Origin of the sequence: Citrobacter sp. RHBSTW-00944, from assembly GCF_013615435.1 — a bacterium.
Lineage (GTDB): Bacteria > Pseudomonadota > Gammaproteobacteria > Enterobacterales > Enterobacteriaceae > Citrobacter > Citrobacter braakii.
The window spans coordinates 1,795,667-1,818,627 of sequence record NZ_CP055418.1; the positions used below are offsets into that span (position 1 = coordinate 1,795,667).

The 22,961-nt window shown below is 51.4% G+C and carries 32 protein-coding genes; 19 read left to right on the top strand and 13 right to left on the bottom strand.

Annotated elements, in window-relative coordinates:
• Nucleotides 1–3: 3 nt before the first annotated feature.
• The 9 genes from napC (at nucleotide 4) to HV334_RS08520 (ending at nucleotide 6,954) form a co-directional block, all read left to right on the top strand.
• Nucleotides 4–606 carry a cytochrome c-type protein NapC gene (gene napC, locus HV334_RS08480; RefSeq protein WP_003027548.1) on the top strand — a complete coding sequence of 201 codons (603 nt, stop codon included), beginning with the start codon at nucleotides 4–6 and terminating at the stop codon, nucleotides 604–606.
• A 20-nt stretch (nucleotides 607–626) separates the two neighbouring features.
• Nucleotides 627–1,247 carry a cytochrome c biogenesis heme-transporting ATPase CcmA gene (ccmA, locus tag HV334_RS08485; protein WP_016153771.1) on the top strand — a complete coding sequence of 207 codons (621 nt, stop codon included), beginning with the start codon at nucleotides 627–629 and terminating at the stop codon, nucleotides 1,245–1,247.
• Nucleotides 1,244–1,903: a heme exporter protein CcmB gene (gene ccmB / locus HV334_RS08490; protein WP_003027542.1), complete on the top strand. Its 660-nt coding sequence runs from the start codon at nucleotides 1,244–1,246 to the stop codon at nucleotides 1,901–1,903. Before ccmA ends, ccmB begins: the two co-directional genes overlap by 4 nt.
• Before the next feature lie 76 nt (nucleotides 1,904–1,979).
• Nucleotides 1,980–2,717: a heme ABC transporter permease gene (locus HV334_RS08495; protein ID WP_016153769.1), complete on the top strand. Its 738-nt coding sequence runs from the start codon at nucleotides 1,980–1,982 to the stop codon at nucleotides 2,715–2,717.
• Nucleotides 2,714–2,926, top strand: a complete 213-nt coding sequence (gene ccmD / locus HV334_RS08500; protein ID WP_016157004.1) for a heme exporter protein CcmD — start codon at nucleotides 2,714–2,716, stop codon at nucleotides 2,924–2,926. The genes HV334_RS08495 and ccmD overlap by 4 nt, the downstream gene beginning before the upstream one ends.
• Complete coding sequence (gene ccmE, locus HV334_RS08505; protein ID WP_016153767.1) at nucleotides 2,923–3,402, top strand: cytochrome c maturation protein CcmE; 480 nt, start codon at nucleotides 2,923–2,925, stop codon at nucleotides 3,400–3,402. Before ccmD ends, ccmE begins: the two co-directional genes overlap by 4 nt.
• The gene (locus HV334_RS08510; protein ID WP_016153766.1) at nucleotides 3,399–5,354 is read left to right on the top strand and encodes a heme lyase CcmF/NrfE family subunit; all 1,956 of its coding nucleotides are present in this window, start codon (nucleotides 3,399–3,401) and stop codon (nucleotides 5,352–5,354) included. The genes ccmE and HV334_RS08510 overlap by 4 nt, the downstream gene beginning before the upstream one ends.
• Complete coding sequence (dsbE, locus tag HV334_RS08515) at nucleotides 5,351–5,908, top strand: thiol:disulfide interchange protein DsbE (RefSeq protein ID WP_003834613.1); 558 nt, start codon at nucleotides 5,351–5,353, stop codon at nucleotides 5,906–5,908. Before HV334_RS08510 ends, dsbE begins: the two co-directional genes overlap by 4 nt.
• Complete coding sequence (locus tag HV334_RS08520; protein ID WP_181221410.1) at nucleotides 5,905–6,954, top strand: cytochrome c-type biogenesis protein CcmH; 1,050 nt, start codon at nucleotides 5,905–5,907, stop codon at nucleotides 6,952–6,954. The genes dsbE and HV334_RS08520 overlap by 4 nt, the downstream gene beginning before the upstream one ends.
• A gap of 59 nt (nucleotides 6,955–7,013) precedes the next feature.
• On the opposite strand, the gene narP is transcribed toward HV334_RS08520, so the two are convergent.
• The gene (gene narP / locus HV334_RS08525; protein ID WP_016153764.1) at nucleotides 7,014–7,661 is read right to left on the bottom strand and encodes a nitrate/nitrite response regulator protein NarP; all 648 of its coding nucleotides are present in this window, start codon (nucleotides 7,659–7,661) and stop codon (nucleotides 7,014–7,016) included.
• A gap of 581 nt (nucleotides 7,662–8,242) precedes the next feature.
• On the opposite strand from narP, the gene HV334_RS08530 reads away from it, so the two are divergent.
• A complete protein-coding gene (locus HV334_RS08530; RefSeq protein ID WP_181221411.1) occupies nucleotides 8,243–9,343 on the top strand; it encodes a hsdR in 1,101 nt (366 codons plus the stop codon).
• Nucleotides 9,344–9,503: 160 nt separating this feature from the next.
• Here the strand turns inward: HV334_RS08530 and HV334_RS08535 are convergent, their stop codons facing one another.
• The 11 genes from HV334_RS08535 to HV334_RS08585 form a co-directional block, all read right to left on the bottom strand.
• The gene (locus HV334_RS08535; protein ID WP_181221412.1) at nucleotides 9,504–10,682 is read right to left on the bottom strand and encodes a phage integrase Arm DNA-binding domain-containing protein; all 1,179 of its coding nucleotides are present in this window, start codon (nucleotides 10,680–10,682) and stop codon (nucleotides 9,504–9,506) included.
• 2 nt (nucleotides 10,683–10,684) lie between these two features.
• The gene (locus tag HV334_RS08540) at nucleotides 10,685–10,894 is read right to left on the bottom strand and encodes a hypothetical protein (RefSeq protein WP_001096408.1); all 210 of its coding nucleotides are present in this window, start codon (nucleotides 10,892–10,894) and stop codon (nucleotides 10,685–10,687) included.
• Between the two features lie 50 nt (nucleotides 10,895–10,944).
• Nucleotides 10,945–11,508 carry a 3'-5' exonuclease gene (locus HV334_RS08545; RefSeq protein ID WP_181221413.1) on the bottom strand — a complete coding sequence of 188 codons (564 nt, stop codon included), beginning with the start codon at nucleotides 11,506–11,508 and terminating at the stop codon, nucleotides 10,945–10,947.
• Nucleotide 11,509: 1 nt separating this feature from the next.
• On the bottom strand, nucleotides 11,510–12,082 hold the full coding sequence (locus HV334_RS25280) for a hypothetical protein (RefSeq protein WP_249415083.1): 573 nt from the start codon (nucleotides 12,080–12,082) through the stop codon (nucleotides 11,510–11,512).
• Nucleotides 12,079–12,618, bottom strand: a complete 540-nt coding sequence (locus tag HV334_RS08555; RefSeq protein ID WP_249415063.1) for a hypothetical protein — start codon at nucleotides 12,616–12,618, stop codon at nucleotides 12,079–12,081. The genes HV334_RS25280 and HV334_RS08555 overlap by 4 nt, the downstream gene beginning before the upstream one ends.
• Before the next feature lie 28 nt (nucleotides 12,619–12,646).
• Nucleotides 12,647–12,901, bottom strand: a complete 255-nt coding sequence (locus HV334_RS08560; RefSeq protein ID WP_181221414.1) for a hypothetical protein — start codon at nucleotides 12,899–12,901, stop codon at nucleotides 12,647–12,649.
• Nucleotides 12,898–13,074, bottom strand: a complete 177-nt coding sequence (locus HV334_RS08565; RefSeq protein WP_181221415.1) for a hypothetical protein — start codon at nucleotides 13,072–13,074, stop codon at nucleotides 12,898–12,900. Before HV334_RS08565 ends, HV334_RS08560 begins: the two co-directional genes overlap by 4 nt.
• Nucleotides 13,062–13,601 (bottom strand): HD family hydrolase, encoded by a 540-nt coding sequence (locus tag HV334_RS08570; RefSeq protein WP_181221416.1) that lies wholly within the window; start codon nucleotides 13,599–13,601, stop codon nucleotides 13,062–13,064. Before HV334_RS08570 ends, HV334_RS08565 begins: the two co-directional genes overlap by 13 nt.
• Before the next feature lie 128 nt (nucleotides 13,602–13,729).
• Nucleotides 13,730–14,557, bottom strand: coding sequence for a DUF2303 family protein (locus HV334_RS08575; RefSeq protein WP_181221418.1), 828 nt, complete (start codon nucleotides 14,555–14,557; stop codon nucleotides 13,730–13,732).
• A 56-nt stretch (nucleotides 14,558–14,613) separates the two neighbouring features.
• Nucleotides 14,614–14,985: a hypothetical protein gene (locus tag HV334_RS08580; RefSeq protein ID WP_001515608.1), complete on the bottom strand. Its 372-nt coding sequence runs from the start codon at nucleotides 14,983–14,985 to the stop codon at nucleotides 14,614–14,616.
• A gap of 610 nt (nucleotides 14,986–15,595) precedes the next feature.
• Nucleotides 15,596–16,288: a helix-turn-helix transcriptional regulator gene (locus HV334_RS08585; RefSeq protein WP_060854491.1), complete on the bottom strand. Its 693-nt coding sequence runs from the start codon at nucleotides 16,286–16,288 to the stop codon at nucleotides 15,596–15,598.
• Between the two features lie 97 nt (nucleotides 16,289–16,385).
• On the opposite strand from HV334_RS08585, the gene HV334_RS08590 reads away from it, so the two are divergent.
• The 9 genes from HV334_RS08590 to HV334_RS08630 all read left to right on the top strand — a co-directional run bounded on the left by HV334_RS08590 (nucleotide 16,386) and on the right by HV334_RS08630 (nucleotide 22,391).
• Nucleotides 16,386–16,631 (top strand): helix-turn-helix transcriptional regulator, encoded by a 246-nt coding sequence (locus tag HV334_RS08590; protein WP_181221420.1) that lies wholly within the window; start codon nucleotides 16,386–16,388, stop codon nucleotides 16,629–16,631.
• Between the two features lie 10 nt (nucleotides 16,632–16,641).
• Nucleotides 16,642–17,193, top strand: coding sequence for a YmfL family putative regulatory protein (locus HV334_RS08595; RefSeq protein WP_181221426.1), 552 nt, complete (start codon nucleotides 16,642–16,644; stop codon nucleotides 17,191–17,193).
• A gap of 172 nt (nucleotides 17,194–17,365) precedes the next feature.
• A complete protein-coding gene (locus tag HV334_RS08600; protein WP_095715239.1) occupies nucleotides 17,366–17,545 on the top strand; it encodes a DUF4222 domain-containing protein in 180 nt (59 codons plus the stop codon).
• Complete coding sequence (locus HV334_RS08605; protein WP_181221428.1) at nucleotides 17,535–18,413, top strand: conserved phage C-terminal domain-containing protein; 879 nt, start codon at nucleotides 17,535–17,537, stop codon at nucleotides 18,411–18,413. Before HV334_RS08600 ends, HV334_RS08605 begins: the two co-directional genes overlap by 11 nt.
• A complete protein-coding gene (locus HV334_RS08610) occupies nucleotides 18,410–19,729 on the top strand; it encodes a phage N-6-adenine-methyltransferase (RefSeq protein WP_181221430.1) in 1,320 nt (439 codons plus the stop codon). The genes HV334_RS08605 and HV334_RS08610 overlap by 4 nt, the downstream gene beginning before the upstream one ends.
• A complete protein-coding gene (locus tag HV334_RS08615; protein WP_000767088.1) occupies nucleotides 19,726–20,112 on the top strand; it encodes a RusA family crossover junction endodeoxyribonuclease in 387 nt (128 codons plus the stop codon). Before HV334_RS08610 ends, HV334_RS08615 begins: the two co-directional genes overlap by 4 nt.
• A gap of 13 nt (nucleotides 20,113–20,125) precedes the next feature.
• On the top strand, nucleotides 20,126–20,812 hold the full coding sequence (locus tag HV334_RS08620) for a DNA-binding protein (RefSeq protein WP_181221432.1): 687 nt from the start codon (nucleotides 20,126–20,128) through the stop codon (nucleotides 20,810–20,812).
• Nucleotides 20,809–21,798, top strand: coding sequence for a DUF968 domain-containing protein (locus tag HV334_RS08625; protein ID WP_181221434.1), 990 nt, complete (start codon nucleotides 20,809–20,811; stop codon nucleotides 21,796–21,798). Before HV334_RS08620 ends, HV334_RS08625 begins: the two co-directional genes overlap by 4 nt.
• 14 nt (nucleotides 21,799–21,812) lie before the next feature.
• On the top strand, nucleotides 21,813–22,391 hold the full coding sequence (locus HV334_RS08630; protein WP_181221436.1) for a DUF1133 family protein: 579 nt from the start codon (nucleotides 21,813–21,815) through the stop codon (nucleotides 22,389–22,391).
• Nucleotides 22,392–22,469: 78 nt separating this feature from the next.
• On the opposite strand, the gene HV334_RS08635 is transcribed toward HV334_RS08630, so the two are convergent.
• Nucleotides 22,470–22,949: a hypothetical protein gene (locus HV334_RS08635; protein WP_096878852.1), complete on the bottom strand. Its 480-nt coding sequence runs from the start codon at nucleotides 22,947–22,949 to the stop codon at nucleotides 22,470–22,472.
• Nucleotides 22,950–22,961 lie beyond the last annotated feature (12 nt).

Sequence of the window (22,961 nt, forward strand, 5' to 3'; positions counted from 1 at the left end):
ATTATGGAAAATTCTAACCGTAAACCAGGCTGGATTAAGCGCGTCTGGCAATGGTGGCGTCGCCCCAGCCGTCTGGCGCTCGGCACGCTGTTGTTAATCGGCTTTGTGGGCGGCATTATTTTCTGGGGCGGCTTTAATACCGGTATGGAAAAGGCCAATACAGAAGAGTTCTGCATTAGCTGTCACGAAATGCGCAATACGGTGTACCAGGAATACATGGAAACCGTACACTACAACAACCGTAGTGGTGTGCGAGCGACTTGCCCTGATTGCCACGTCCCACATGAGTGGGGTCCGAAAATGATTCGTAAGATCAAGGCCAGTAAAGAGCTGTACGCGAAAGCACTGGGGTTGATAGATACACCGCAGAAATTTGAAGACCATCGTTTAACGATGGCGCAAAATGAGTGGCGGCGTATGAAAGATAACAATTCGCAAGAGTGTCGAAACTGTCACAACTTCGAGTTTATGGATTTAACCGCCCAGAAAGGCGTTGCGGCCAAAATGCACGACCAGGCCGTGAAAGACGGGCAAACCTGTATTGACTGTCATAAAGGGATAGCGCACAAACTGCCTGATATGCGCGAAGTCAAACCGGGATTTTAACAGGATGTAGATAACCAGGTATGCTTGAAGCCAGAGAATTACTTTGCGAGCGGGATGACAGAATACTGTTCAGCGATTTGTCATTTCGCGTCAACGCAGGGGAATGGGTACAAATTACCGGCAGCAACGGCGCAGGGAAAACCACTTTGCTGCGGTTACTTACCGGGCTGGCGCGTCCCGACGCAGGGGAGGTTTGCTGGCAAGAGCAACCGCTGCATCACGTGCGGGACAGCTACCATCAACAACTGCTGTGGATCGGACATCAGCCGGGGATAAAAACCCGGCTTTCGGCGTTGGAAAACCTGCGTTTCTTCCACCATGACGGCGACGTCGCACAGTGTCTGGCTGCGCTGGCGCAGGCGGGGCTTGCCGGATATGAAGATATCCCGGTGAATCAACTCTCCGCCGGACAACAGCGGCGCGTGGCGCTGGCCCGTTTGTGGCTGACTCGCGCCCGGCTGTGGATCCTCGACGAACCCTTTACCGCCATTGATGTGAACGGCGTTGAGCGACTGACTCAGCGTATGGCGCAGCATACGGAGCAGGGCGGTATTGTTATTCTCACCACCCACCAACCGCTCAATGTAGAGACCGATAAAGTGCGACGTATTGCGCTGACCAGCGAGAGGGCAACGCAATGATGTGGCGAATCTTCCGTTTAGAACTACGAGTTGCGTTTCGTCATAGTGCGGAAATCGCCAATCCTTTATGGTTCTTCCTGATTGTTATTACGCTGTTCCCGCTGAGCATTGGGCCGGAGCCGCAACTGCTGGCGCGTATTGCACCGGGCATCATCTGGGTTGCGGCGTTGCTGGCGTCGTTGCTGGCGCTGGAGCGCCTGTTTCGTGATGATCTGCAGGACGGCAGCCTTGAGCAACTGATGCTGCTGCCGTTGCCGCTGCCGGCAGTGGTGCTGGCGAAAGTAATGGCGCACTGGGTCGTGACCGGCCTGCCGCTGCTGATCCTCTCGCCGCTGGTGGCGTTGCTGCTGGGCATGGATATGTACGGCTGGAAAATTATGGCGCTGACCTTGTTACTCGGGACGCCGACGCTGGGCTTCCTCGGCGCGCCGGGCGTGGGGTTGACGGTGGGCTTAAAGCGCGGCGGCGTGCTGTTAAGCGTACTGGTACTCCCGCTCACCATACCCTTACTGATTTTTGCGACCGCGGCGATGGATGCGGCTTCCATGCACTTACCGGTTGAAGGGTACATGGCGATTCTGGGCGCGTTGCTGGTCGGCAGCGCCACGCTAAGCCCGTTTGCCACAGCTGCGGCGTTACGGATCAGCGTGCAGTAGCGCAGTTGAGATATGCAGGCCGGGCAAGGCGCTCCGGCACAATGGATATTAATTTACGGAGTCTGGTGACTGAACTATGTGGAAAACACTTCATCAATTGGCGATGCCTCCTCGGCTCTATCAGATCTGCGGTTGGTTTATCCCGTGGCTGGCGATTGCCAGCGCGGTGGTACTGATAACCGGGTTGATCTGGGGCTTTGGCTTCGCGCCTGCGGATTATCAGCAGGGGCAGAGCTATCGCATTATTTATCTGCACGTTCCGGCGGCAATCTGGTCGATGGGTATTTATGCATCGATGGCCGTTGCCGCGTTTATTGGCCTGGTCTGGCAGATGAAAATGGCCAATCTGGCGCTGGCCGCGATGGCGCCCATTGGTGCCGTGTTTACCTTTATTGCGCTGGTGACGGGCTCTGCATGGGGCAAACCGATGTGGGGCACCTGGTGGGTCTGGGATGCCCGACTCACCTCTGAACTGGTGCTGCTGTTTCTCTACGTTGGCGCCATTGCGCTGTGGCATGCCTTTGACGACCGCCGTCTGGCTGGTCGCGCTGCCGGCATTCTGGTGCTGATTGGCGTGGTCAACTTGCCGATTATTCACTACTCGGTCGAGTGGTGGAATACGCTGCATCAGGGGTCGACTCGTATGCAGCAGAGTATCGATCCGGCAATGCGCGCGCCGCTGCGTCTGGCGATCGTCGGCTACCTGTTACTGTTTGTCACGCTGGCGCTGATGCGCATGCGTAACCTGATTTTGATGATGGAAAAACGCCGCCCGTGGGTGAGCGAACTGATCTTAAAAAGAGGCCGCCAATGACCCCTGCATTTGCATCATGGAGTGATTTTTTCGCGATGGGCGGTTACGCCTTGTATGTCTGGCTGGCTGTGGCGATGAGCGTTATCCCGCTGGTGGCGCTGGTGCTGCATTCTGCGTTACAGCATCGTGCCATCTTACGCGGTGTCGCGCAGCAGCGGGCGAGAGAAGCGCGTATGCGCGCGGCGCAAGTGCAACGGGAGGCGGCGTGAATATTCGACGTAAAAATCGGTTATGGATAGCCTGCGCGGTCCTGGCAGGTCTGGCTTTGACCATTTCGCTGGTGCTCTACGCGCTGCGTTCCAATATCGATCTGTTCTATACGCCGGGAGAGATACTCTACGGTAAGCGCGAAACGCAGCAAATGCCTGAAGTCGGCCAGCGCCTGCGCGTGGGCGGTATGGTTATGCCTGGCAGCGTAAAGCGCGATCCGCAGTCGTTGAAGGTGAATTTCAGCATCTATGACGCCGAAGGTGTGGTGGATGTCACCTATGAAGGCATTCTGCCGGATCTGTTCCGCGAAGGGCAGGGCGTCGTCGTTCAGGGCGAACTGGACGGGGGAAATCATGTGCAGGCTAAAGAAGTGCTTGCTAAACATGATGAAAATTACACCCCGCCGGAAGTCGAAAAAGCGATGCAGGAAAACCACCGTCGCCCGGAAAGTGTTTATAAGGATAAAACGTCATGATGCCTGAAATTGGCAATGCGCTGTTGTGCCTTGCGCTTGGCGTTGCATTACTGCTGTCGGTCTATCCTCTGTGGGGCGTAGCGCGCGGCGACGTGCGGATGATGGCCTCCGCGCGTCCCTTTGCCTGGGTACTGTTTATCTGTGTGATGGGGGCGTTCCTGATTCTGGTCAACGCCTTCGTGGTTAATGACTTTACCGTGACCTACGTCGCCAGCAACTCCAATACCCAGCTTCCGGTCTGGTATCGGGTGGCGGCGACGTGGGGGGCGCATGAAGGCTCGCTGCTGCTGTGGGTGCTGCTGATGAGCGGCTGGACGTTCGCCGTTGCAGCGTTCAGCCAGCGCATGCCGCTGGATATCGTCGCCCGCGTGCTGGCGGTCATGGGAATGGTCAGCGTCGGTTTCCTGCTGTTTATTCTGTTTACCTCCAACCCGTTTGCCCGCACGTTGCCGAACTTCCCGATTGAAGGACGTGACCTGAACCCGCTGTTGCAGGATCCGGGGCTGATTTTCCATCCGCCGCTGCTGTACATGGGGTATGTCGGCTTCTCGGTCGCCTTTGCGTTTGCGATTGCTGCGCTGATGAGCGGACGACTGGACAGCACATTCGCCCGTTTTTCGCGTCCGTGGACGCTGGCGGCGTGGGTGTTTCTGACGCTGGGCATTGTGCTCGGTTCGGCCTGGGCCTATTACGAGCTGGGCTGGGGCGGCTGGTGGTTCTGGGATCCGGTTGAAAACGCCTCGTTTATGCCATGGCTGGTGGGAACGGCGCTGATGCACTCGTTGTCGGTAACCGAACAGCGCGCCAGCTTTAAAGCCTGGACGCTGTTGCTGTCAATCTGCGCATTCTCACTTTGTCTGTTAGGTACTTTCCTGGTGCGCTCCGGCGTACTGGTGTCGGTGCATGCTTTCGCCTCCGATCCGTCGCGCGGGATGTTTATTCTGGCCTTTATGGTGCTGGTAATTGGCGGCTCCCTGCTGCTGTTTGCGGTGCGCGGTCACAAGGTTCGCTCACGGGTGAACAACGCGCTGTGGTCGCGTGAATCACTGCTGCTGGGGAATAACGTCCTGCTGATTGCCGCCATGCTGGTGGTGCTACTGGGCACGCTGCTGCCGCTGGTGCACAAACAGCTGGGGCTGGGCAGCATTTCGATTGGCGAGCCGTTTTTCAACACCATGTTCACCTGGCTGATGGCGCCGTTCGCACTGTTGTTGGGGATTGGGCCATTAGTGCGCTGGGGCCGTGACCGACCGCGTAAACTGAAAACGCTATTGCTTATCGCGTTTGTCACCACCCTTGTTCTGTCGCTGCTGCTGCCGTGGCTGCTTGAGGATCGCATTGCCGCCATGACAGTGGTGGGGCTGGCGATGGCGTGCTGGATATTCGTACTGGCGATGTCCGAAGCGTTCCTGCGTATTTCCCGTGGGACAAAGCTAACGCCAAGCTACTGGGGCATGGTATCGGGTCACGTCGGGCTGGCGATTACCATTGTTGGTATTGCCTTTAGCCAGAACTACAGCGTTGAACGCGATGTGCGCATGAAAGCGGGTGATAGCGTTAGTATCCATAACTATCAGTTCACTTTCCGCGAAGTGAAAGATATTACCGGGCCAAACTACCGGGGCGGCGTTGCCATTATTGGCGTTACCCGAGATGGTAAGCCGGAAGCCACGCTGCATGCGGAAAAACGCTTCTATAACAGCACCAGTTCGATGATGACCGAAGCGGCAATTGACGGCGGATTCACGCGCGATCTGTACGCTGCGCTGGGTGAAGAACTGGATAATGGCGCATGGGCTGTACGCCTGTACTACAAACCGTTTATTCGCTGGATTTGGGCCGGAGGATTGCTGATGGCGCTGGGCGGGTTGTTCTGCCTGTTTGATCCACGCTATCGCCAGCGGACGCGACCTCGCGCCGCGGTGCAAAAAAATGCGTCGGAGGCTGTATGAAGCGCAACGCACTGTTAATTCCGTTTATTATTTTTCTCATCATTGCGGCGGCGCTGTTGTGGCAGCTCGCGCGTAACGCTCAGGGGGACGATCCCACTAATCTGGAATCGGCGCTGATCGGCAAACCTGTTCCGACATTCCGCCTGGAGTCACTGGAAAATCCGGGTCAGCACTATCAGGCCGATGTGCTGACGCAGGGCAAACCGGTATTGCTGAACGTCTGGGCGACCTGGTGCCCAACCTGTCGCGCCGAGCATCAGTATCTGAATCAGCTGTCTGCGCAAGGCGTGCGGGTAGTGGGTCTGAACTATAAAGATGATCGTCAGAAAGCCATTGTCTGGCTGAAAGAGCTGGGTAATCCTTACTCATTAAGTCTGTTTGACGGCGACGGTATGCTCGGTCTGGATCTTGGCGTGTACGGTGCTCCGGAGACGTTCCTGATCGACGGCAAAGGCATTATTCGCTATCGCCATGCCGGCGATCTGAACGCCCGGGTGTGGGAGAGCGAGATCAAACCGTTATGGGACAAGTACAGTAAGGAGGCTGCGCAATGAGATTTTTACTGGGCCTGCTAATGCTGGTTATCTCGGGATCCGCGCTTGCGACTATCGACGTGATGCAGTTTAAGGACGAAGCGCAGGAGCAGCAGTTCCGCCAGCTTACTGAACAACTGCGTTGTCCTAAATGCCAGAACAACAGCATTGCCGATTCTAACTCGATGATTGCCACCGACCTGCGTCAGAAAGTGTACGAACTGATGCAGGAAGGAAAAAGCCAGAAAGAAATTGTCGATTACATGGTGGCGCGCTACGGCAACTTCGTCACTTACGATCCGCCGTTCACGCCGCTCACCGTGCTGCTGTGGGTGATGCCGGTGGTAGCGATTGGTCTGGGGGGCTGGATTATTTTCGCCCGTACTCGCCGACGCGTTCGGGTGAAACAGGAAGCGTTTCCTGACGATATTATTCCGAATGGCAAGCGCGGTGGATTCGGGCTGTTTGTGCCTGGGATCCTGGTGGCGCTGGTGGTTGGCGCAGTAAGCTATTACCAAATCGGCAGCTATAAGCAGGTTCAGGTCTGGCAGCAGGCCACTGCTCAGGCTCCGGCGCTGCTGGAACGGGCGTTGGATCCGAAAGCGGAACCGCTCAATGAAGAAGATATGGCGCGTCTGGCGCTGGGGCTGCGCACACGTTTACAAGCCGATCCCGCAAATGTTGAAGGCTGGATCATGCTTGGACGCATTGGCATGGTTCTCGGTAACGCCAGTACGGCCACTGAAGCCTATGCCAATGCCTATCGACTGGATCCTAAAAACAGCGATGCGGCGCTGGGCTATGCGGAAGCGCTGACCCGTTCTTCCGATCCTGATGATAACCGTCGGGGAGGGGAGCTGCTACGCCAACTGGTGCGTGGCGAACATGCCAACGTGCGGGTTCTCAGCATGTACGCTTTCAACGCCTTTGAACAGCAGCGCTTCGGCGAGGCGGTTGCGGCGTGGGAGATGATGCTGAAACTATTACCTGCCAACGATACCCGTCGGGCGGTAATAGAACGGAGCATTAAGCAGGCGATGGAGCAGCTAACGCCGCAGGAGAAATAAGTATCCAGAATAGCCCCGATAGCGCTTAGCATATCGGGGCTATCCGGCCTCTTCATGGATTACTGCATTCCGCGCGTTTGTAAAAACAGGATGGTGGCAGCAACGCGAGAGCGCACATTGAGTTTGCGCAGCAGGTTGCGAATATGCACTTTCACTGTCTGTTCGGAAATATTCAGCACTGACGCAATCTGTTTGTTCGACAGCCCCTGAGCCAGTTCATGTAATACATCCAGTTCACGTTCGGTGAGAATGCTGAAGGGATCTTCTTGTGCGCCGAACAGATCGCGTTCGCGCAGATATTCGCTGACGCGTGTGCTAAAAGCTTTACCGCCTTTGGCGCCGCTGCGAATGGCCTCCAGCAAGACTTCAGGATCGCTGTCTTTGAGTAAATAACCATCCGCGCCGGCATCAATTAAGGCGTACACATCGCTGGCGGCATCCGAGACGGTAAGAATAATAATTTGCGCGGTGACGCCATCCCGGCGCAGCGCATTCAGGGTGTCCAGTCCGCTCATGCCTTTCATATTGAGATCCAGCAGGATCACATCCAGGTCCAGACGGTTAGCCAGATCGATAGCGCTGGCGCCGTCACCTGCTTCAGCGACTACGTTAAATGCGGGATCCAGTTGCAATAATTGACTAATTCCTCGCCGCATTAGTGGGTGGTCGTCGACAATCAGCACCCGAAAAGGCGTTGCTTCAGGCATACTATTCTCCTGAGTTTTTATTAGTATCATTATTGTTTTCAGCGCATCACTCGTCTAGTTTCATCGCGCTGATGAGAGGGTAAATTTTACCCCAATTTGTGCATGGGTAAGTAGTAAAACCTGTGCTAAAGGCCGGGGTAATAATAAGGAACGTGGAATCGCGGGCATAAAAAAACCAACCATGAAGGTTGGTTTTTTCTGGGATTTTTGGTCGGCACGAGAGGATTTGAACCTCCGACCCCCGACACCCCATGACGCCGCTTGTAAAACGCTGAGAACCGTACCATTGCTGGTGGTAGGTACTATTCATATGTATAAACAAACAGTGCTTTTTTAGCAAAATCTGCTCTATATACATCAATGACTTAGGCGATGGTTTCTCCCCATTCTATTTAAGTGGAATAACTCAAAGAATCTGTTAGTTTTTCAAGGCGTGATAAAAGTAACAGTATGAGTTTGCAGATAAAAAATTTAGGTGATTTTCGATCAATGTCATAGCTTGGCACTTGGCCGAGTTTAAACTGCATGGGATAACCACACTGTAGCTGCTGTGTGATGGAGTCTCATAAAAGGTGATAATAATGTGCAATGTTGACGATACAGCTCCCGATACTCAACCACCTCTCGAACTAAGCCAGGATGTGCAGGCGCTGATCAACAACGGTTTGGACTTTCTGGATAAAGCCCGTGAAGAATTGGAAGCATCAAAGCCTAAGTTCTCCGTCGTCAGCTTCTGGACGGCAGTAGAGATTTTACTAAAAGTACCTCTTGCGCATGAACACTGGTCGTTGGTCTGCAGTCCAAAGAAACCAATAAAAAAGCAGGACTACTTAGCTGGTGATTTTCAGTCTGTGACCTATGAAGAAACTCGTAGTCGGCTTAAGGATGTACTTGAAAAACCACTAGATAAGGAAACGGATAGTGCTTTTGATAAGGTCAGAAAGCACCGCAACCGCGTGGTTCATTTCTACCATCCAACTTTTACTGCAGATGAACAGCGCCAGATACTCAAAGAACAAGCGGATGCTTGGTTTGCTCTGAACAGGTTATTAAGGGAAGAATGGAAAGTCATTTTTGGAGTCAAACATAATTGGACGCTTGCTTTTGGTGAGACTCGATTAATTAGGGGAAATGAATTTTATGCCCAAGTGCGGCTGAATCAGGTTAAACCTGAATTAGAATCTCTTGCAGAAAAGGGCATGCTAATTGGTACTTGTAATGAGTGCCATCAGCGTTCGTTAGTAACGGACACTAAAATAATTGGTAATGAAAAACGTGAACTTGAAGTTACGCGATGTAAGGTTTGCACTAGTGTTTTACGGCAAATTAATCTAGTTTGTCCCGACTGTGGGGAAGTTCAATTGCTTCAGGAGGGGGATGATGTTTTTGAATGTAGACGCTGCAACTACGCTCAGAGTAGATATGATTTGCTAGATGAGGAAATATTCCATAGTGTGGATGAACAGCTTCTCTCTGGATTTCCTGCTGGATGTACCAACTGCATGAACCCTGAAAGTGTATGCAAATTTGGCGAAGGCTATATCTGTACTCGGTGTTTATCCTATTACACTGAAATTCAACAATGTAATAGTTGCAACCACTTGAGCGATAGTGTTCCTGAATTTAGTCATATTCGAGGATGTGAATTTTGTGATGGCGACCAGCGTTATTTTGATGACTGAATGGCTATACATAATCTAGGCCTGTACGGTAGCTATCTTTTGATGGGCGATCCTTACGTAATGTTAGAATTGCATGGCACAGAGCTTCCGTAAGAGGATATTTAGCTTTGTGCCATAGCAGGGCTCTGAACAAACATTAAAAATGTCTAATAAGATAGTACTAACTAGCTTTAATTTCTCCATGAGGAACTACGACCCAATCGATATGATTTTGGGTATAGATCTTTGTTGATTTCGCATCACTATGTGCCATTCGTCCTTGCGGATCGATACCCTGCTGATCGAAAAGATGCGCTGCCAGCGCTCTAATTTCATGAAAGGTTGGTCTTTCGTCCATCGGTAGATGGTCGCATAAACCTAGCTTGTCACGCGTAGCTGAAAATGACCGACTCAAATAGTCCGGTGCAACTTGACTAGGGTGTGAAACCTCTTTGCTGCGTTTAATCTGCCGTTCAGGGATCCTGTGAACGACAAACGGACTGGCCACATTATCTCGGCTATCGTCTATTATCCGTTTCAACTCTTCCCCAATCGGGATTGCAACGTGAGATGCCTCTTTTTTTTGCACTTTCTGCCTGTGGATGTAGAGAGTCCCATAAATACCGTTTTCTGGTTGCGCTAACCATACGCACCCGCAGATACCGTCTTTTGGCTCTCTTATGGAGTAACGGATCCGTGAGACCTCCAATCGTGCGTGTGTTGTCTGCAATGCCAAATCCATAGCGGTTCGTAACCATGGTTCGGCTGCGCGCCTGATGGCTTTAAAGTTATCAAGTGAAAGGCGCTGGCGCTTCTTCTCTTCTGTCCTACGCATTTTTTTACGGGTTGCCGGGTTATCGAACATTAGTGATTCATCGACCGCATAGGAAAATAATTTTTTAAGAAAGCTGACTTTCCTGTTTTGTACGTTTGCTGATGCTTCGGCATGGTAGTGGTTTATATAGGCGTTCACATGCTCCAGCTCAATATCGCAAGCTGGTATGTTGATGAAGAATTCTTTCACCCTCAGAGCATCGTTGTTCCAATCGTCGAGTGTATTCTGTGAAGGGCGCTCATTCTCAATCGCCCGCTCCATAATATGATCTACGTGTTCAGCAAATGGTTTTGCTTCCCCAGTTACACCGCCAGATTCACGGACAAGTATTTCTACTGAAGGTACATTTGCAGGTCTCATTCTTAGGTTGTATTCACGGGCTATAGCGATCGCTACAGCCCTGTCTTTACCAATATTCTTTTTTTTCCCAGTTATGAGCGTAAATTTATAAACCCCGCGATCTTTGTCGAATATTAGATATTCGGGTAGATGGCGGTATTCTCTTTTTCTTGGCCTGGCTGCCATGGTTAACCCTCACTGATAAGCTGGCGAACCGTATGATTAACCATTGAGTCGACCCCCCATTTTTCAGACTCGCAGACCCAAACAGATCCGTCTACGATTTTGCCTGTGAGAAGTCCGTTTTCAACCCAACGTTTAATGGTTCGATTATCCGGGATCGAGTCTTTGGTAAATTCGCGTTTACCCCACTGACTCGCCTTCATAAGTTTTGCCATGACAGATTCTCCATACGGCCCGGCTGCACCCGGGCTTACATATTTATAAATTATTGCTGGTGGGGCAGTAGGCGTTGCCAAATTGCTGAAACGTATTTGGCCTGGTGGCGGGCATCGGCAAGTGCATTATGTGCGACCCCATCGAATGGCATATCACGCTTAGGATCAAAGCCTACAATTCTGCCTAGCGTAACGATGGTTCTTACGTCGTGATCATTCCAAAATTGCCACGGGCAAACCTGGTCGGCACGCTCATATGCGCCGCGCAATATAACGTTGTCGAAAGTTGCTCCATTGCCCCAAACCTTTAAATATTTAGGGTTATCAGAATGCCGATTAATGAAATGGCTAAGTTCAGATAGGGCAGACGATATTGGCTGAGCATCATCAACACAGATTGCTGATCGTGCTTCTGGGCTTTGTCTTAACCACCACAGAATAGTGTCACCATCCGGCACAGCGCCCTGTTCCATAGCACTTTCAAGGCTAACGGCGGTGTAAAACTCCTGGCCCAGTTCACCGCTTTGCGGATCGAAGAACACCGCACCAATGGAGACGATAGGGGCATTTGGTTTTTTGCCCATGGATTCAAGGTCGATCATTAAATTGTTCACGTTAAATATTCTCCTGTTTTGGTGCTGCTGAAAGCATTGCGGCGCGGCAGGCGTTCCATCCCCTGACTTCAGCGATTGCAGCTACAGCGTCTATCGCATGCATTTTCGACGCTTCTGGCATCGGCTTTTCATCCGGCACTACCGGCGCTGGCGGGGTGCGATATTTATCAACGATACGCGCCAGTGAGTTGTAATTCATGAATGGTACGGCCTGATGCCCCTTGTAAATATTGGCATCCCACGCATGTTGATTACCTCCAGTGACCTCTGCCATCGCTGCATTCAGCTCGTCGAATGATACAGGCTCAGCACACGCCTTGCGGCGTTCCTGTAGATCTTCGGCGTCAGCCTCATCCCGGTTTTCAGCCTCGTAGAGCTGCGCCTGAACGTCCTCAATCTCACCACGTAGCGCCAAATAGGATCGGCGCAATTCCTTTAGCTCTGCCTGCCCTGCATCAGCAGCATCAATCAGCGCTTTCCACGCATCAGACAACGGGACAGAATCAGCAGCGAGTAGAGTTGCGATACGCGAGCCAATAGTGCGCCCGCCTGTTAGTTCTGGTTTATTGGTCATTTAATCGTTCTCTCACCCTTCACGCCAATGCCAGCGGCGCGGAGTGCTTCTATGAAAACATCAAGCCCCTGATTAAATCCGATAGCCTCATAAAACTGTTTTGTGTGCATGTCCGGTGAATTGCGATATTCGGGCAGCTTCACCGTCCGCGCCTCCAGTTCTGCTATGTGCTGCCGAGCAGACTGATAAGCATCGATAACCACGTCCAACAATTGCCCGTCACACAGCAGTTTGCTAAGTTCAGGCTTCCACGCTACGCAGTCATCATCCGGGTCCTGCATGTTGTAGACGTAAGTATCAAAGGCACCCATAAAGCGCCCGAATCCACCTTTGTCGTCTACAAGCACTTGCCAGGCGCGGAGAAGAAAAAGTTTTTGGTTACGATCTAAATCCGTTCGGGATAGCTCATCGGCGATATTGCTGATTTCACTACCGTGCCAGCGAGCATCGTTGCGTTGCGCCGCATGAAACAATTTCCAGAAATACTCGGTTTCTTTCTGGTCAGGGCGGCATTGCTTAATTGTATGGACTGTCATGCTGCACACTCCTGTTTGTTGTGTGCTGTCATTGGGCTGCTCCTTGTCTGGCTCTGCTCAAGAGCTGGTTAAACATCATGGTTAGGCTGTTACTGCACCCAAACGGCATATCGTTAATACGGTATGTAGGAATACCATTGCGAATACCCGATTTAACGATCCGGCCAGTGGTATAGAGTTGCGATAATGCGCCAGCGACCGCGGGTGTCTTTTTGTTCATACCTTTGGCGATTTCACCGCTGGTGGCATTCGGATGAGCCTGGAGATATTCAAATACGGTCATGGCGTTTTACCTTTACGTTCCTGTTCCAGTTGCACCAGAGACTCTTTTAATGCTGCGAACGCAGCGTCCAGTCTGGTGGCGACTTCACGCATAAGCGGTGCATGTTTTGGTGGTAATTCAGCAATGGAGGCAAAAGCCTCCGCTACGAGCTCTTTTACCTTCATGCGGCGCATTGGCGCAGCTCCATCAGTTCGTTAAAGCGATTCATGAACAGGCCATAGGCTTGACCAGGACGGAGAGGGATAACCTGAACGAGATCAGAGCAGGGAATACCTTCGAGAATTTCCCACTTCGAACCGTCATCAATTTCCAGATCACGGCGCTCGGTGGCTAACATGGTGAGATCGGCATATTTCACGACAGCAGCTTGTTCAAGAGAGATACCGAATTTAAAGCGGATAAGACCATCAATATAAGTTTCCAGGCGCTGGTAGTCAGGTAACAATGCTTTGAGTGGGGCCGGAATATCCTGGCAATATGCTTCCGCAGCATCGTGCATCAATGCTTCAAAGGCGAACTCTGGGGGAACAATCTTGCTAACAAGCACAGAGTGCTGGGCCACACTGTAAAACTCTGGCAGATGCCCCGCGAATCGACAGATGTTGGAAAGAGCTGTCGCGATATCCTCAACATCGATATCGTCGATTGTGGCGGTCAGGTAGTTAAATTTTTTACCGGATAATGTCTGAATATAGCTCATGGTTTTCTCCATATTGGCGCGCTGCACCGCGCAGATTTTGGTTGCACGAATCCCTCGCCGATTGGCGATAATTAATGGAATTACGCTTCAATAAATCCCCGCGGCGCCGGGGATTTAATGCAGAGCAATTAGGCTTTAAAGTTACCGATGAAAGTTTCCACTGATTCACCGTCGAACTTGTTGATCAGCAAATCGCGGAATTCGTTGGCGATCTCTTCTTCCTTGGCTTCAAGTTGGACGATGCGCAGAACAAAGCAGGGTTCATCGCTGGTCAGCAGGCTGTTACGCAAGCTAAAGCGGCGTTCGCCCAGACCTTCATACGGCATACATTTGAATTCGAATGCCACAGGCATTACGTCTTTGCTGCTTGCTTCAACGCTTTGCATCAGGGATTTTTTACCAGCGAAATCACCAGTTTCATGGTCCTGCTGGGTTGCTTGTTGAATGGTGATACGACGCACTGCCTGAGCAGCCTGGGAAATCTGCATCGTATTACCATCGGCATCAAACGCCAGCAGGTAATCACTCCAGTCTTCGAGCCATTCGGCGATTTGCTTTTGCTTCAGACGTTGACCGTCGATCTGCAGTAGCGCACGGAACGGGGCGGTTTTCTTCAGGGTGATTGAAGCAACGTTATCGGCGTGACCGGGATTATCCAGGGTGCCGATGTTGAACACTGAACGGGCGGTCATGTTGTCAGCGTCAATGAAGCAACGTGCTGGCTCGCTGGCGCTGGCGTAACCTTTAGAATAACGTGCGAAATCATCAATACTGGTTGTTGTCATTGCACCACGAAAGCGGAAACGCTCCAGAGAGAAGCGCTCGAGGCTTTCAACGCCAGTACCCTCTGGCAGTAATACGGTCGGGCAAGCCAGGTCCTGAATATCATTCAGGTGATAACCGGAAAGAACCAGGTCTTTGACCTGCTTGAAGGTACCGCTGTCTAACTGAGACATAGAAATTCCTTATTAACTGATGATCAAAGTGGTATCAGTGAGTTTGTTGTTGCGGATCACTGAGCCGCTTTAAGCTTTCCATCCACCGCGCCAGTGATCCCGAACAGCTGACCCTGATCTTCCTGCAGGATGGTGAGCTTCCCGCCTTTGTTGACCCACATCGGGGTTTCGGTTGTGTCCTCTTCGGAGGCTTTACCACGCGGTGTAGGGGTGCTGTAGTTCAGCTTGTGCTTGATCTTGACGCGCTTCTCTTCAACGGAATTACCCATGCGCTCAAAATCAAATGTGAGGACTACTTTGCCTTTGTTGCCGTTGTTCAGAACGCCAAGCGCGGTGGTATTAAGTGCTGCCGCGATTTTGTTCATGAACACGCCGGCATCCAGTTCGCCAAGAAAATCTGGCACTACGGTCATGCGGTCATTACTCATGGTTTTACCCTCGTTATGGCGGCTGCCACCGCCGAACTTTCTCCATACACAACAGAGAAGGGCACCTGCATTGTCGGCGACTGCAATCGCCATCCTCTTGCCCGGGTGGATTGGGTTATGAGCCCGTCGCTCGGTGATGCCCTTTTCTGTTGTGCCCTGAAAAAGGCTGGCGGTTACCGGACAAATGGGAAAACACCGGGCCGCCAGAACAGGGAGTTACTTGTTATTGCTTTGGCCTGCTTTTAACCACATCAGGCGCGGTGGTAGGTATCTTCGGGCGGGGTGCTAAGGGGGTGATTAGCCCTTGCCCTTAACACTCCTGCTGGTTTTGGTATTCCTGGCTTGGGTATCGCCACCAGCTATAGGAATTTGACTACGAGTTGCGGTTAATCAGGCCGCGCCTCTGTTACCCCTCCCGAAGACACCTGTCAGCGAATCATCCGGTTATTCATATGCCACCGGCGGCTACTTCGTGGGCGTCCTGCCTGTTCGCTATGGAGTAGACAATAAAATTAAATTGCGAATAACGCAAGTAAATAATTGCGAATTGCGCAATGTTAGGTGCATAAAAAAACCGCCTTAAAGGCGGTTTCAATATTGATATGTAGTGTCAGGCGTGACGTTTGAATGATTGAGATTGGCTTATCATTACTTTCCCAAAAATGTAAAAACGGTGTTCGTTGGTCTTGTCCACGGACCATTCTCTATATTTTGGGTTATCCGATATCACCAACAACTTATCAGGTATCATCTGTAATCGTTTGACGTAAATTTTATCATCAAAACCAAATACATAGATCCCATCACCATCGAACTCATGAATAGAGATATCAACGAAGAGAAGATCACCAGGCTCGATAGTCTCAGCCATACTGTCGCCTCGAACGTTGATTACCTTTACTTGATCTGCTGTTCTTCCGCCGAACATCGCTAGCGCACGTTCATTGTTGTATTCGATTGACCTGATGACATCAATGATGTCGCTGCCTTGAATAAAGCCGCCACCAGCACTGGCACTAACATCAAGAATCTCCACTCTAAACACAGATCCATCTCCAGAATGTGGGTTACTGCCACTGTATTCACATACAGTAGTTTTATTTCCACCTGGAGTAAATAGATCAGCAACGCTAACGCCTAAAGCTTGAGCATATTTGCTAAGTGATTGTTCAGTAAATGACTTCTGCTTGCCAGTTTCTACACGCGAGATGTTAGCTCCGTCGACACCAACGGCTTCAGCAAGATCAGCGATTTTTAGACCCTTCGCAGTGCGAAGTTCTCTTATGCGATTTCCTATGTTCATGCGTCTATTACATGTTTTTTTTGCGTGATGTGCAAAGCAACTTGCGCAAGTCGTATGTTCCAATTAATATGCGTTTTACGCAATTAAAGGAGGGTATATGCAATCACCGTTACGAATCTTGCGTAAATCGCAAGGTATGACTCTTTCCTATGTAGCAAAAGGGGTTGATATCGACCCGGGAAATCTAAGTCGGATAGAGCGAGGGCAGCAAATTGCTTCACTGGATATTGCTGAACGTCTTGTCAGTTTCTTCTCTGGAAAAATCAATGAGCTAGAAATCCTTTATCCACATCGCTATTCGAACTGTACAGGCGCGAGTACAGACACAAAACCACAGAACTAAGGGGTAAGCCGTGGGTAACGAGCCTATTTGGAAAGTCGAACGTCAGCCAGCATGGCTGGTGGCTGCGATAAAAAAGACGATTACCGACCTGCCAGGTGGCTACGCCGAAGCGGCGGAATGGTTGGGGGTAACAGAAAACGCATTGTTTAACCGCCTTCGTGTCGACGGGGATCAGATCTTCCCTATTGGATGGGCGATGGTTTTACAACGTGCTGGTGGTTCAACTCATATCGCTGATGCCGTTGCGCGCCATTCTCAGGGCGTATTTGTACCGCTGGCAGATGTTGATGATCTGGATAACGCCGATATAAACCAGCGCCTGATGGAGTCCATCGAATGGATAGGCCGTCATTCTAATTTTGTACGTAAAGCCACGGCTGATGGGGTAATTGACGCAGATGAGCGTGCTCAGATTGAGGAAAACAGCTATCAGGTTATCGCGAAGTTCCAGGAGCACGTAACGCTTCTTTATCGAGTTTTTTGTGTCGCTGAAAAGAGTGACGCCCGCGAGTGTGCAGCTCCGGGCGCCTTGGCGAACAACTCTTCGAGTATGGAGAAATAATCCGCATGAGCAGTTTAACGGCTTTTAACCGTCTACCGCAACTCAGGATGATCCCGGTTTCGGGTACTCCGTTGTTTCGGTATGAACGCAGATTATCAAACCGCTGGGTTCCGTGTAACCACAGTAGGGCGGTTTCAATTGTGGGGGTGTACAACCGGAGGGCAAAACGCCTGTGCGCGAACTTAACCGAAGGTTCAAAGACCACCGCGGAGTGCCAGTCCGTGTTATCCGCTGGGAGTCAGAAACACAGCGCGTTATCTATCTGCGTGATGGCTACCCGCACGAATGCTTCAGCCCACTTGAGCATTTCAGGCAAAAGTTCAGGGAGATAACGGACGATCATGAGCACTAAATTAACCGGCTACGTATGGGATGGTTGCGCGGCGTCGGGCATGAAGTTGTCTAGTGTCGCGATCATGGCTCGCCTTGCTGATTTCAGCAGCGATGAGGGGGTGTGCTGGCCGTCCATTGACACTATTGCTCGCCAGCTTGGCGCAGGGCCGAGCACTATCAGAACGGCAATCGCTAAGCTTGAAAAAGATGGCTGGCTCACGCGTACACAGCGCCGTAATGGTAACCGTAATGCGTCGAACGTGTACCGCCTGAATGTGGTGAAACTTCAGGCTGCCGCATTTTCTCAACTGTCAGATTCTGACACGTCAAAATCTGACGCATCAAAATTTGACTCCTCAAAAACTGACCCGTCGAAATCTGGCAAAAACGGCGGTTTTGACCCGTCAGAATCTGGCGGGGATCCGTCAGTAAAATCAACACAAGATCCACAAGTAACTTCAAAACCCTCTTGTCCGGTTGCGACGCAACCAGACCCTGAAGTGATGATTACCGATCAGGCTATCGAAGTTTTGAATCACCTGAACAGGGTCAAAGGTTCGAGATTCCAGAAATCAAAATCGTCCCTCGAAAACATCAGGGCACGGATCCGTGACGGGCACAGCGCCGACGACCTGAAACTCGTTATTGACCTGAAGCATGAGCACTGGCGCGACAATTTCGAAATGTACCAGCACTTGTGCCCTGAGACCCTGTTCGGCCCGAAGAAGTTCGAGAAATATCTCCAGAGCGCTATCGGTTGGGAGCGCAATGGTCGCCCACCACGCGATGAATGGGAGAAAAAGAAGCCGGTAACTACGGCGCTTGCCCGTTCAAGTTTCCAGGGGGTTGATTATTCATTGCCAGAGAATTCGGGGTTTCGTTCATGATGACAAACAAATATTGCCAGGCGCTGGCGGCACTACGTAGCCAACCAGCCCACGAATTGAAAGAAGTTGGCGATCAGTGGCGGACACCGGATCTGCTTTTCTGGGGTATCAACGCGCTATTTGGGCCATTAGTTCTGGACTTGTTTGCTGACGACGACAACGCGAAGTGCCCGGCATGGTACACCGCCGAAGATAATGCACTGACGCAGGACTGGTCAGCACGATTGCAGGAACTCGGCGGGGCTGGTTATGGCAACCCACCGTATAGCCGTTCGCAGTACCACGAGAAACAGGCGATCACCGGCATGACGCACATCATGAACTACGCAGCAGCCCAGCGCGAAAAGGGCGGTCGCTATGTATTCCTGATAAAAGCAGCGCCGAGCGAAACGTGGTGGCCGGAAGATGCCGATCACATCGTATTCATCCGTGGGCGCATTGGGTTCGATCTGCCAGTGTGGTTTGTACCTGCTGACGAAAAACAGAAGCCCACCAGCGCGTTTTTTGCCGGTGCCATAGCTGTATTCGATAAGTCATGGCGTGGTGAGCGGTTCAGCTATATCAACCGTACAGAACTGGAGGCAAAAGGGCGGGCGTTTATGACTTTGGCGCAATTTGCTGCCAGCAAGTCTCAACCTGCAACTGCCACACCATCTGTAGCTGACAAGCCAGAAGCAGAGTTGCCACTTACCCAGAAAGATATTTTTGATATCAGCGGTGTCGAGGCGTGGGCATGTGTTAGAGCTGCGTTCGGCGATAAAGAAGAATACACATTCAGTGAATCGAAGTTTGGGCATACCTGGGCGGCGGATTCTGTCGAAGCACCGGAATTCACTCAGGTATCACCATTAACGATCGACAAAGCGAAGCTGCTTATTCGTGAGAGCATTTTGATCGGTGTGGATGAGTGGCTGTTGTCGATTCAATTCGATGACGCTGCTGCGCGCCTGGATATGTCGGAACGTATTCGCACTGTTGCCCTTGAGGCATCCGGTGAATATGGCATGAACAGTGCTGATTTCATTGCAGCTATGGGAAGCCTGGATGTATCCAGTTGGTCCAATATTCGCCACATCCGCATGCACATCCGTGAGAAAGCTAAACCAGTGGCGGATCCGCTTCCCGAGTCCCGTATCTGGCCGTTGGAGGTTGGAATTGTATTCGACCAGGTTGATGGCGCTGACATGCTGAATGAATCACAGCAGAACAAACTGAAAGCCAATATCAATCAACTCTGGCTGGAGCGGACGGCCACCAGCGAAATCATTACTGCAGCTTCTGAACTTGTTCGCAGTATGAGGGGAGAGGCCGCGTGAAACTGATCCTGCCTTTTCCTCCGAGCGTGAACACTTACTGGCGCGCCCCTAACAAGGGGCCGCTGGCCGGTCGTCACCTCATTAGCGCTGATGGCCGTAAATACCAGAGCGCTGCCTGCGTGGCGATCATTGAGCAATTACGACGCCTTCCAAAGCCATCGACTGAACTTGCAGCGGTAGAAATCACCCTGTACCCGCCGGATGCGCGCCGCCGGGATATCGATAATTACAACAAAGCCCTGTTTGACGCGCTGACGCATGCGGGTGTCTGGGAAGACGACAGCCAGATTAAGCGCATGCTGGTGGAATGGGGACCCGTTGTGCCGAAAGGTCGGGTAGAGATAACGATCAGCAGATATGAACCGGCGGGTGCAGCCGCCTGATATGGAGAAAAGTATGAGCCAGTTAATCGTGAATGGTGTAGTAACAATGTCCAGCCGTGATATTGCGGATCTGGTTCAAAGTAAACACAGTGACGTGAAACGCTCGGCTGAGCGTCTTGTTGCTGCGGGAATTTTAACCGCGCCGTTGGCGCAGTTCGATTTTGAGCATAACGGTAATGTGTACCAGGAGTATCGTTTTAACAAACGCGACTCTCTGGTGATTGTTGCCAGATTGTCTCCTGAATTTACCGCCGCGGTCGTCGATCGCTGGCAGGAACTGGAAGAAGGGCTGAGTGTCAGTGTTCCCCGCTCATTGCCGGAAGCGCTTCGCCTGGCTGCTGATTTAGCCGAGCAGAAAGAGCAACTGACCATCCAGCTGGCAGCCGCGGCGCCAAAAGTGGAGTTTGTTGATCGTTATTGCTCTGCAAAAGGCTCCATGTCATTCCGGCAGGTAGCCAAATTGCTCAACGCAAAAGAAACCGAGTTCCGCCTGTTCCTCATTGAACGCAATATCCTGTATCGCCTCGGCGGCACACTTACCCCCATGGCGCAGCACATTTCCGCGGGAAGATTTGAAGTTAAGACGGGAACATCGAGCACATCCAATCACGCATTCAGCCAGACGCGTTTCACTGCCAAGGGAGTACGCTGGATTGGTGGTTTGTGGGCTGAATATATTGCAGGGGGACAGGCGGCGTGAGGGCTTTGTTAACTCCTGAAGTAGCCCATCGTATGGGGATTGTGTTGTTTCGGCCCGGTGCGGAACTGATGCATCTCTTCATGCGCGGTCGCGTTCTGCTCGAGCCTGAACCAGAAGAAATGGCGTCATTCAGTACCGGGGCTGTTCCGGCAGCCATTCAGCCGCTGGCTGATGATCCTGTAATGCGGCAGGTATTCGAGAATGAACGGGTTATTCAGCGTGCCGGCGGGCTTCCTTCCCTTGAGCAGTGGCTGAGTTATCGGTTTGAATGCCAGTGGCCCCATTCATCGTGGCACGACAAGAACTTCACAACAATGCGGCACGAGCCAGGAAGTATTCGCCTGTGCTGGCATTGCGATCACACTTTGTCCGGGCAGCATACAGAACAGCTTGCAGGTATAGCGGCCGGAAACCTGGTATCCTGGATTCTGGAAGTCATTCGGCGTGATTCTGGTTTTCCCGAGTCGCATATCCTGACGCTTCCGGAACTGTGCTGGTGGATGGTCAGAAACGACCTGGCTGATGTTATTCCGGAAAGCGTTGCGCACAAGGGGCTACGCCTTCCGGATGAGAAGATCCGCTCGGTCATGAGGGAAAGCGACATCGTGCCCTCCGCGTCAGCAACCAGACTCGTGCAAGAGAAGGCTAAGAAGATCCTCATGCTCTCTGTTGATCCTGAGTCGCCAGAGTCTTTTATGCTCAGGCCAAAACGTCGCCGCTGGATAAATGAGACGTACACCCGCTGGGTTAAAACACAACCCTGTGAGTGTTGCCGACGGCCAGCAGATGATCCGCACCATATCGTAGGGCACGGTATGGGGGGGACAGCAACAAAAGCCCATGACCTCTTCGTGATCCCTCTGTGCAGAGAGCATCACGACGAGTTGCATGCTGATCCTGTGGCATTTGAAGCGAAATACGGTGACCAACTGGTTTTGGTGTTTCGGGTTATAGATCGTGCGCTGGCAATCGGCGTACTGGCGTAAGTGGAGAACGCTAAATGATTAATCCTTCTGAAGTTGGTAAATCTGGTGAAATGGTTCGTCTTCGTACTCTGGAAAGCATCTGGATACAGGGTAAGTTGCGCATGTGGGGCCGCTGGTCTTATATCGGCGGTGGTAGTGGTGGGAACATGTTTAACCAGCTTCTGGCATCCCGGAAAATCACCAAAAAGGCAATCAACGAAGCGCTACGCCGGATGAAGAAAGCGGGTATTAGCAAGCCCGAACTGGAAGCGTTCTTCAAAGAGATTAAGGAAGGGAAGAATAAAAGCGGCCTAGCGTTTTGCACTGATGAGGAAGCAATGGTGGTCAACTCAGTCCTCAGTGAGATTTTAATTCGTTCGGGCAATAAGCGTTTATATGACTTGATAGAGGATCGGTATATCAAACGCCTCAGCAAAAAGGCTATGGCCAGAGACCTGAACGAGAAACATCCTGAATGGTGCTTGCGTACTTGTGAGAGTCGGATCGATGTTTGGCTAAATTTTGCAGAATCGATGCTTTACGCACCAATGTGTGACGCATTTGGCACAAATAGCGACAGATTTTACTTGAATGCTTGCACGGAAAGTGCTTAAATTATGATAAGCTCGGGACGTTAAACCGAACTGAGCAACAAACATCAGAAACCCGCCTAGGAGCGGGTTTTTTCATATCTAAAGCAACCCTATAGCACCACCAGCTATAGCAGTAACCAGCGGATGCTCGGCTAATTTGCGGAGCAGGCTTTTTGCTTCTTCTTTCTGCTGCGGTGTGCCCTGAGAGCTATTTATCAAGTTATTCAGGGTCTCAATGCTATTGGTAATCTCCTGACGGTTATGATCTCCAATCTGTACATTCCCTCCGTGAATGTTGATTTGCTGAGAAGAAACAGCTGGTTGTACCTTTTTGGGGCCAACCTTGAGTTGGAAGTGTGGGCCAAATCCACCAATGCTTGTGTCGTAAAAATTAGCTTTATAAACTTCTTTATGTTCTTCCTTACCGTTTGGAAGGACTCGAATAACAGTATCTCCGTCATCGATGTCGGCCATTTGGTCGTTTACGATAACTGTATCACCTGCAAACTTGGCCTTATACGGGCCGCATCTGCTGCCATCACTTTTTAAGATGTAGGCATCGTCTTTAGCTGTAAACATTTCTACTCCTGT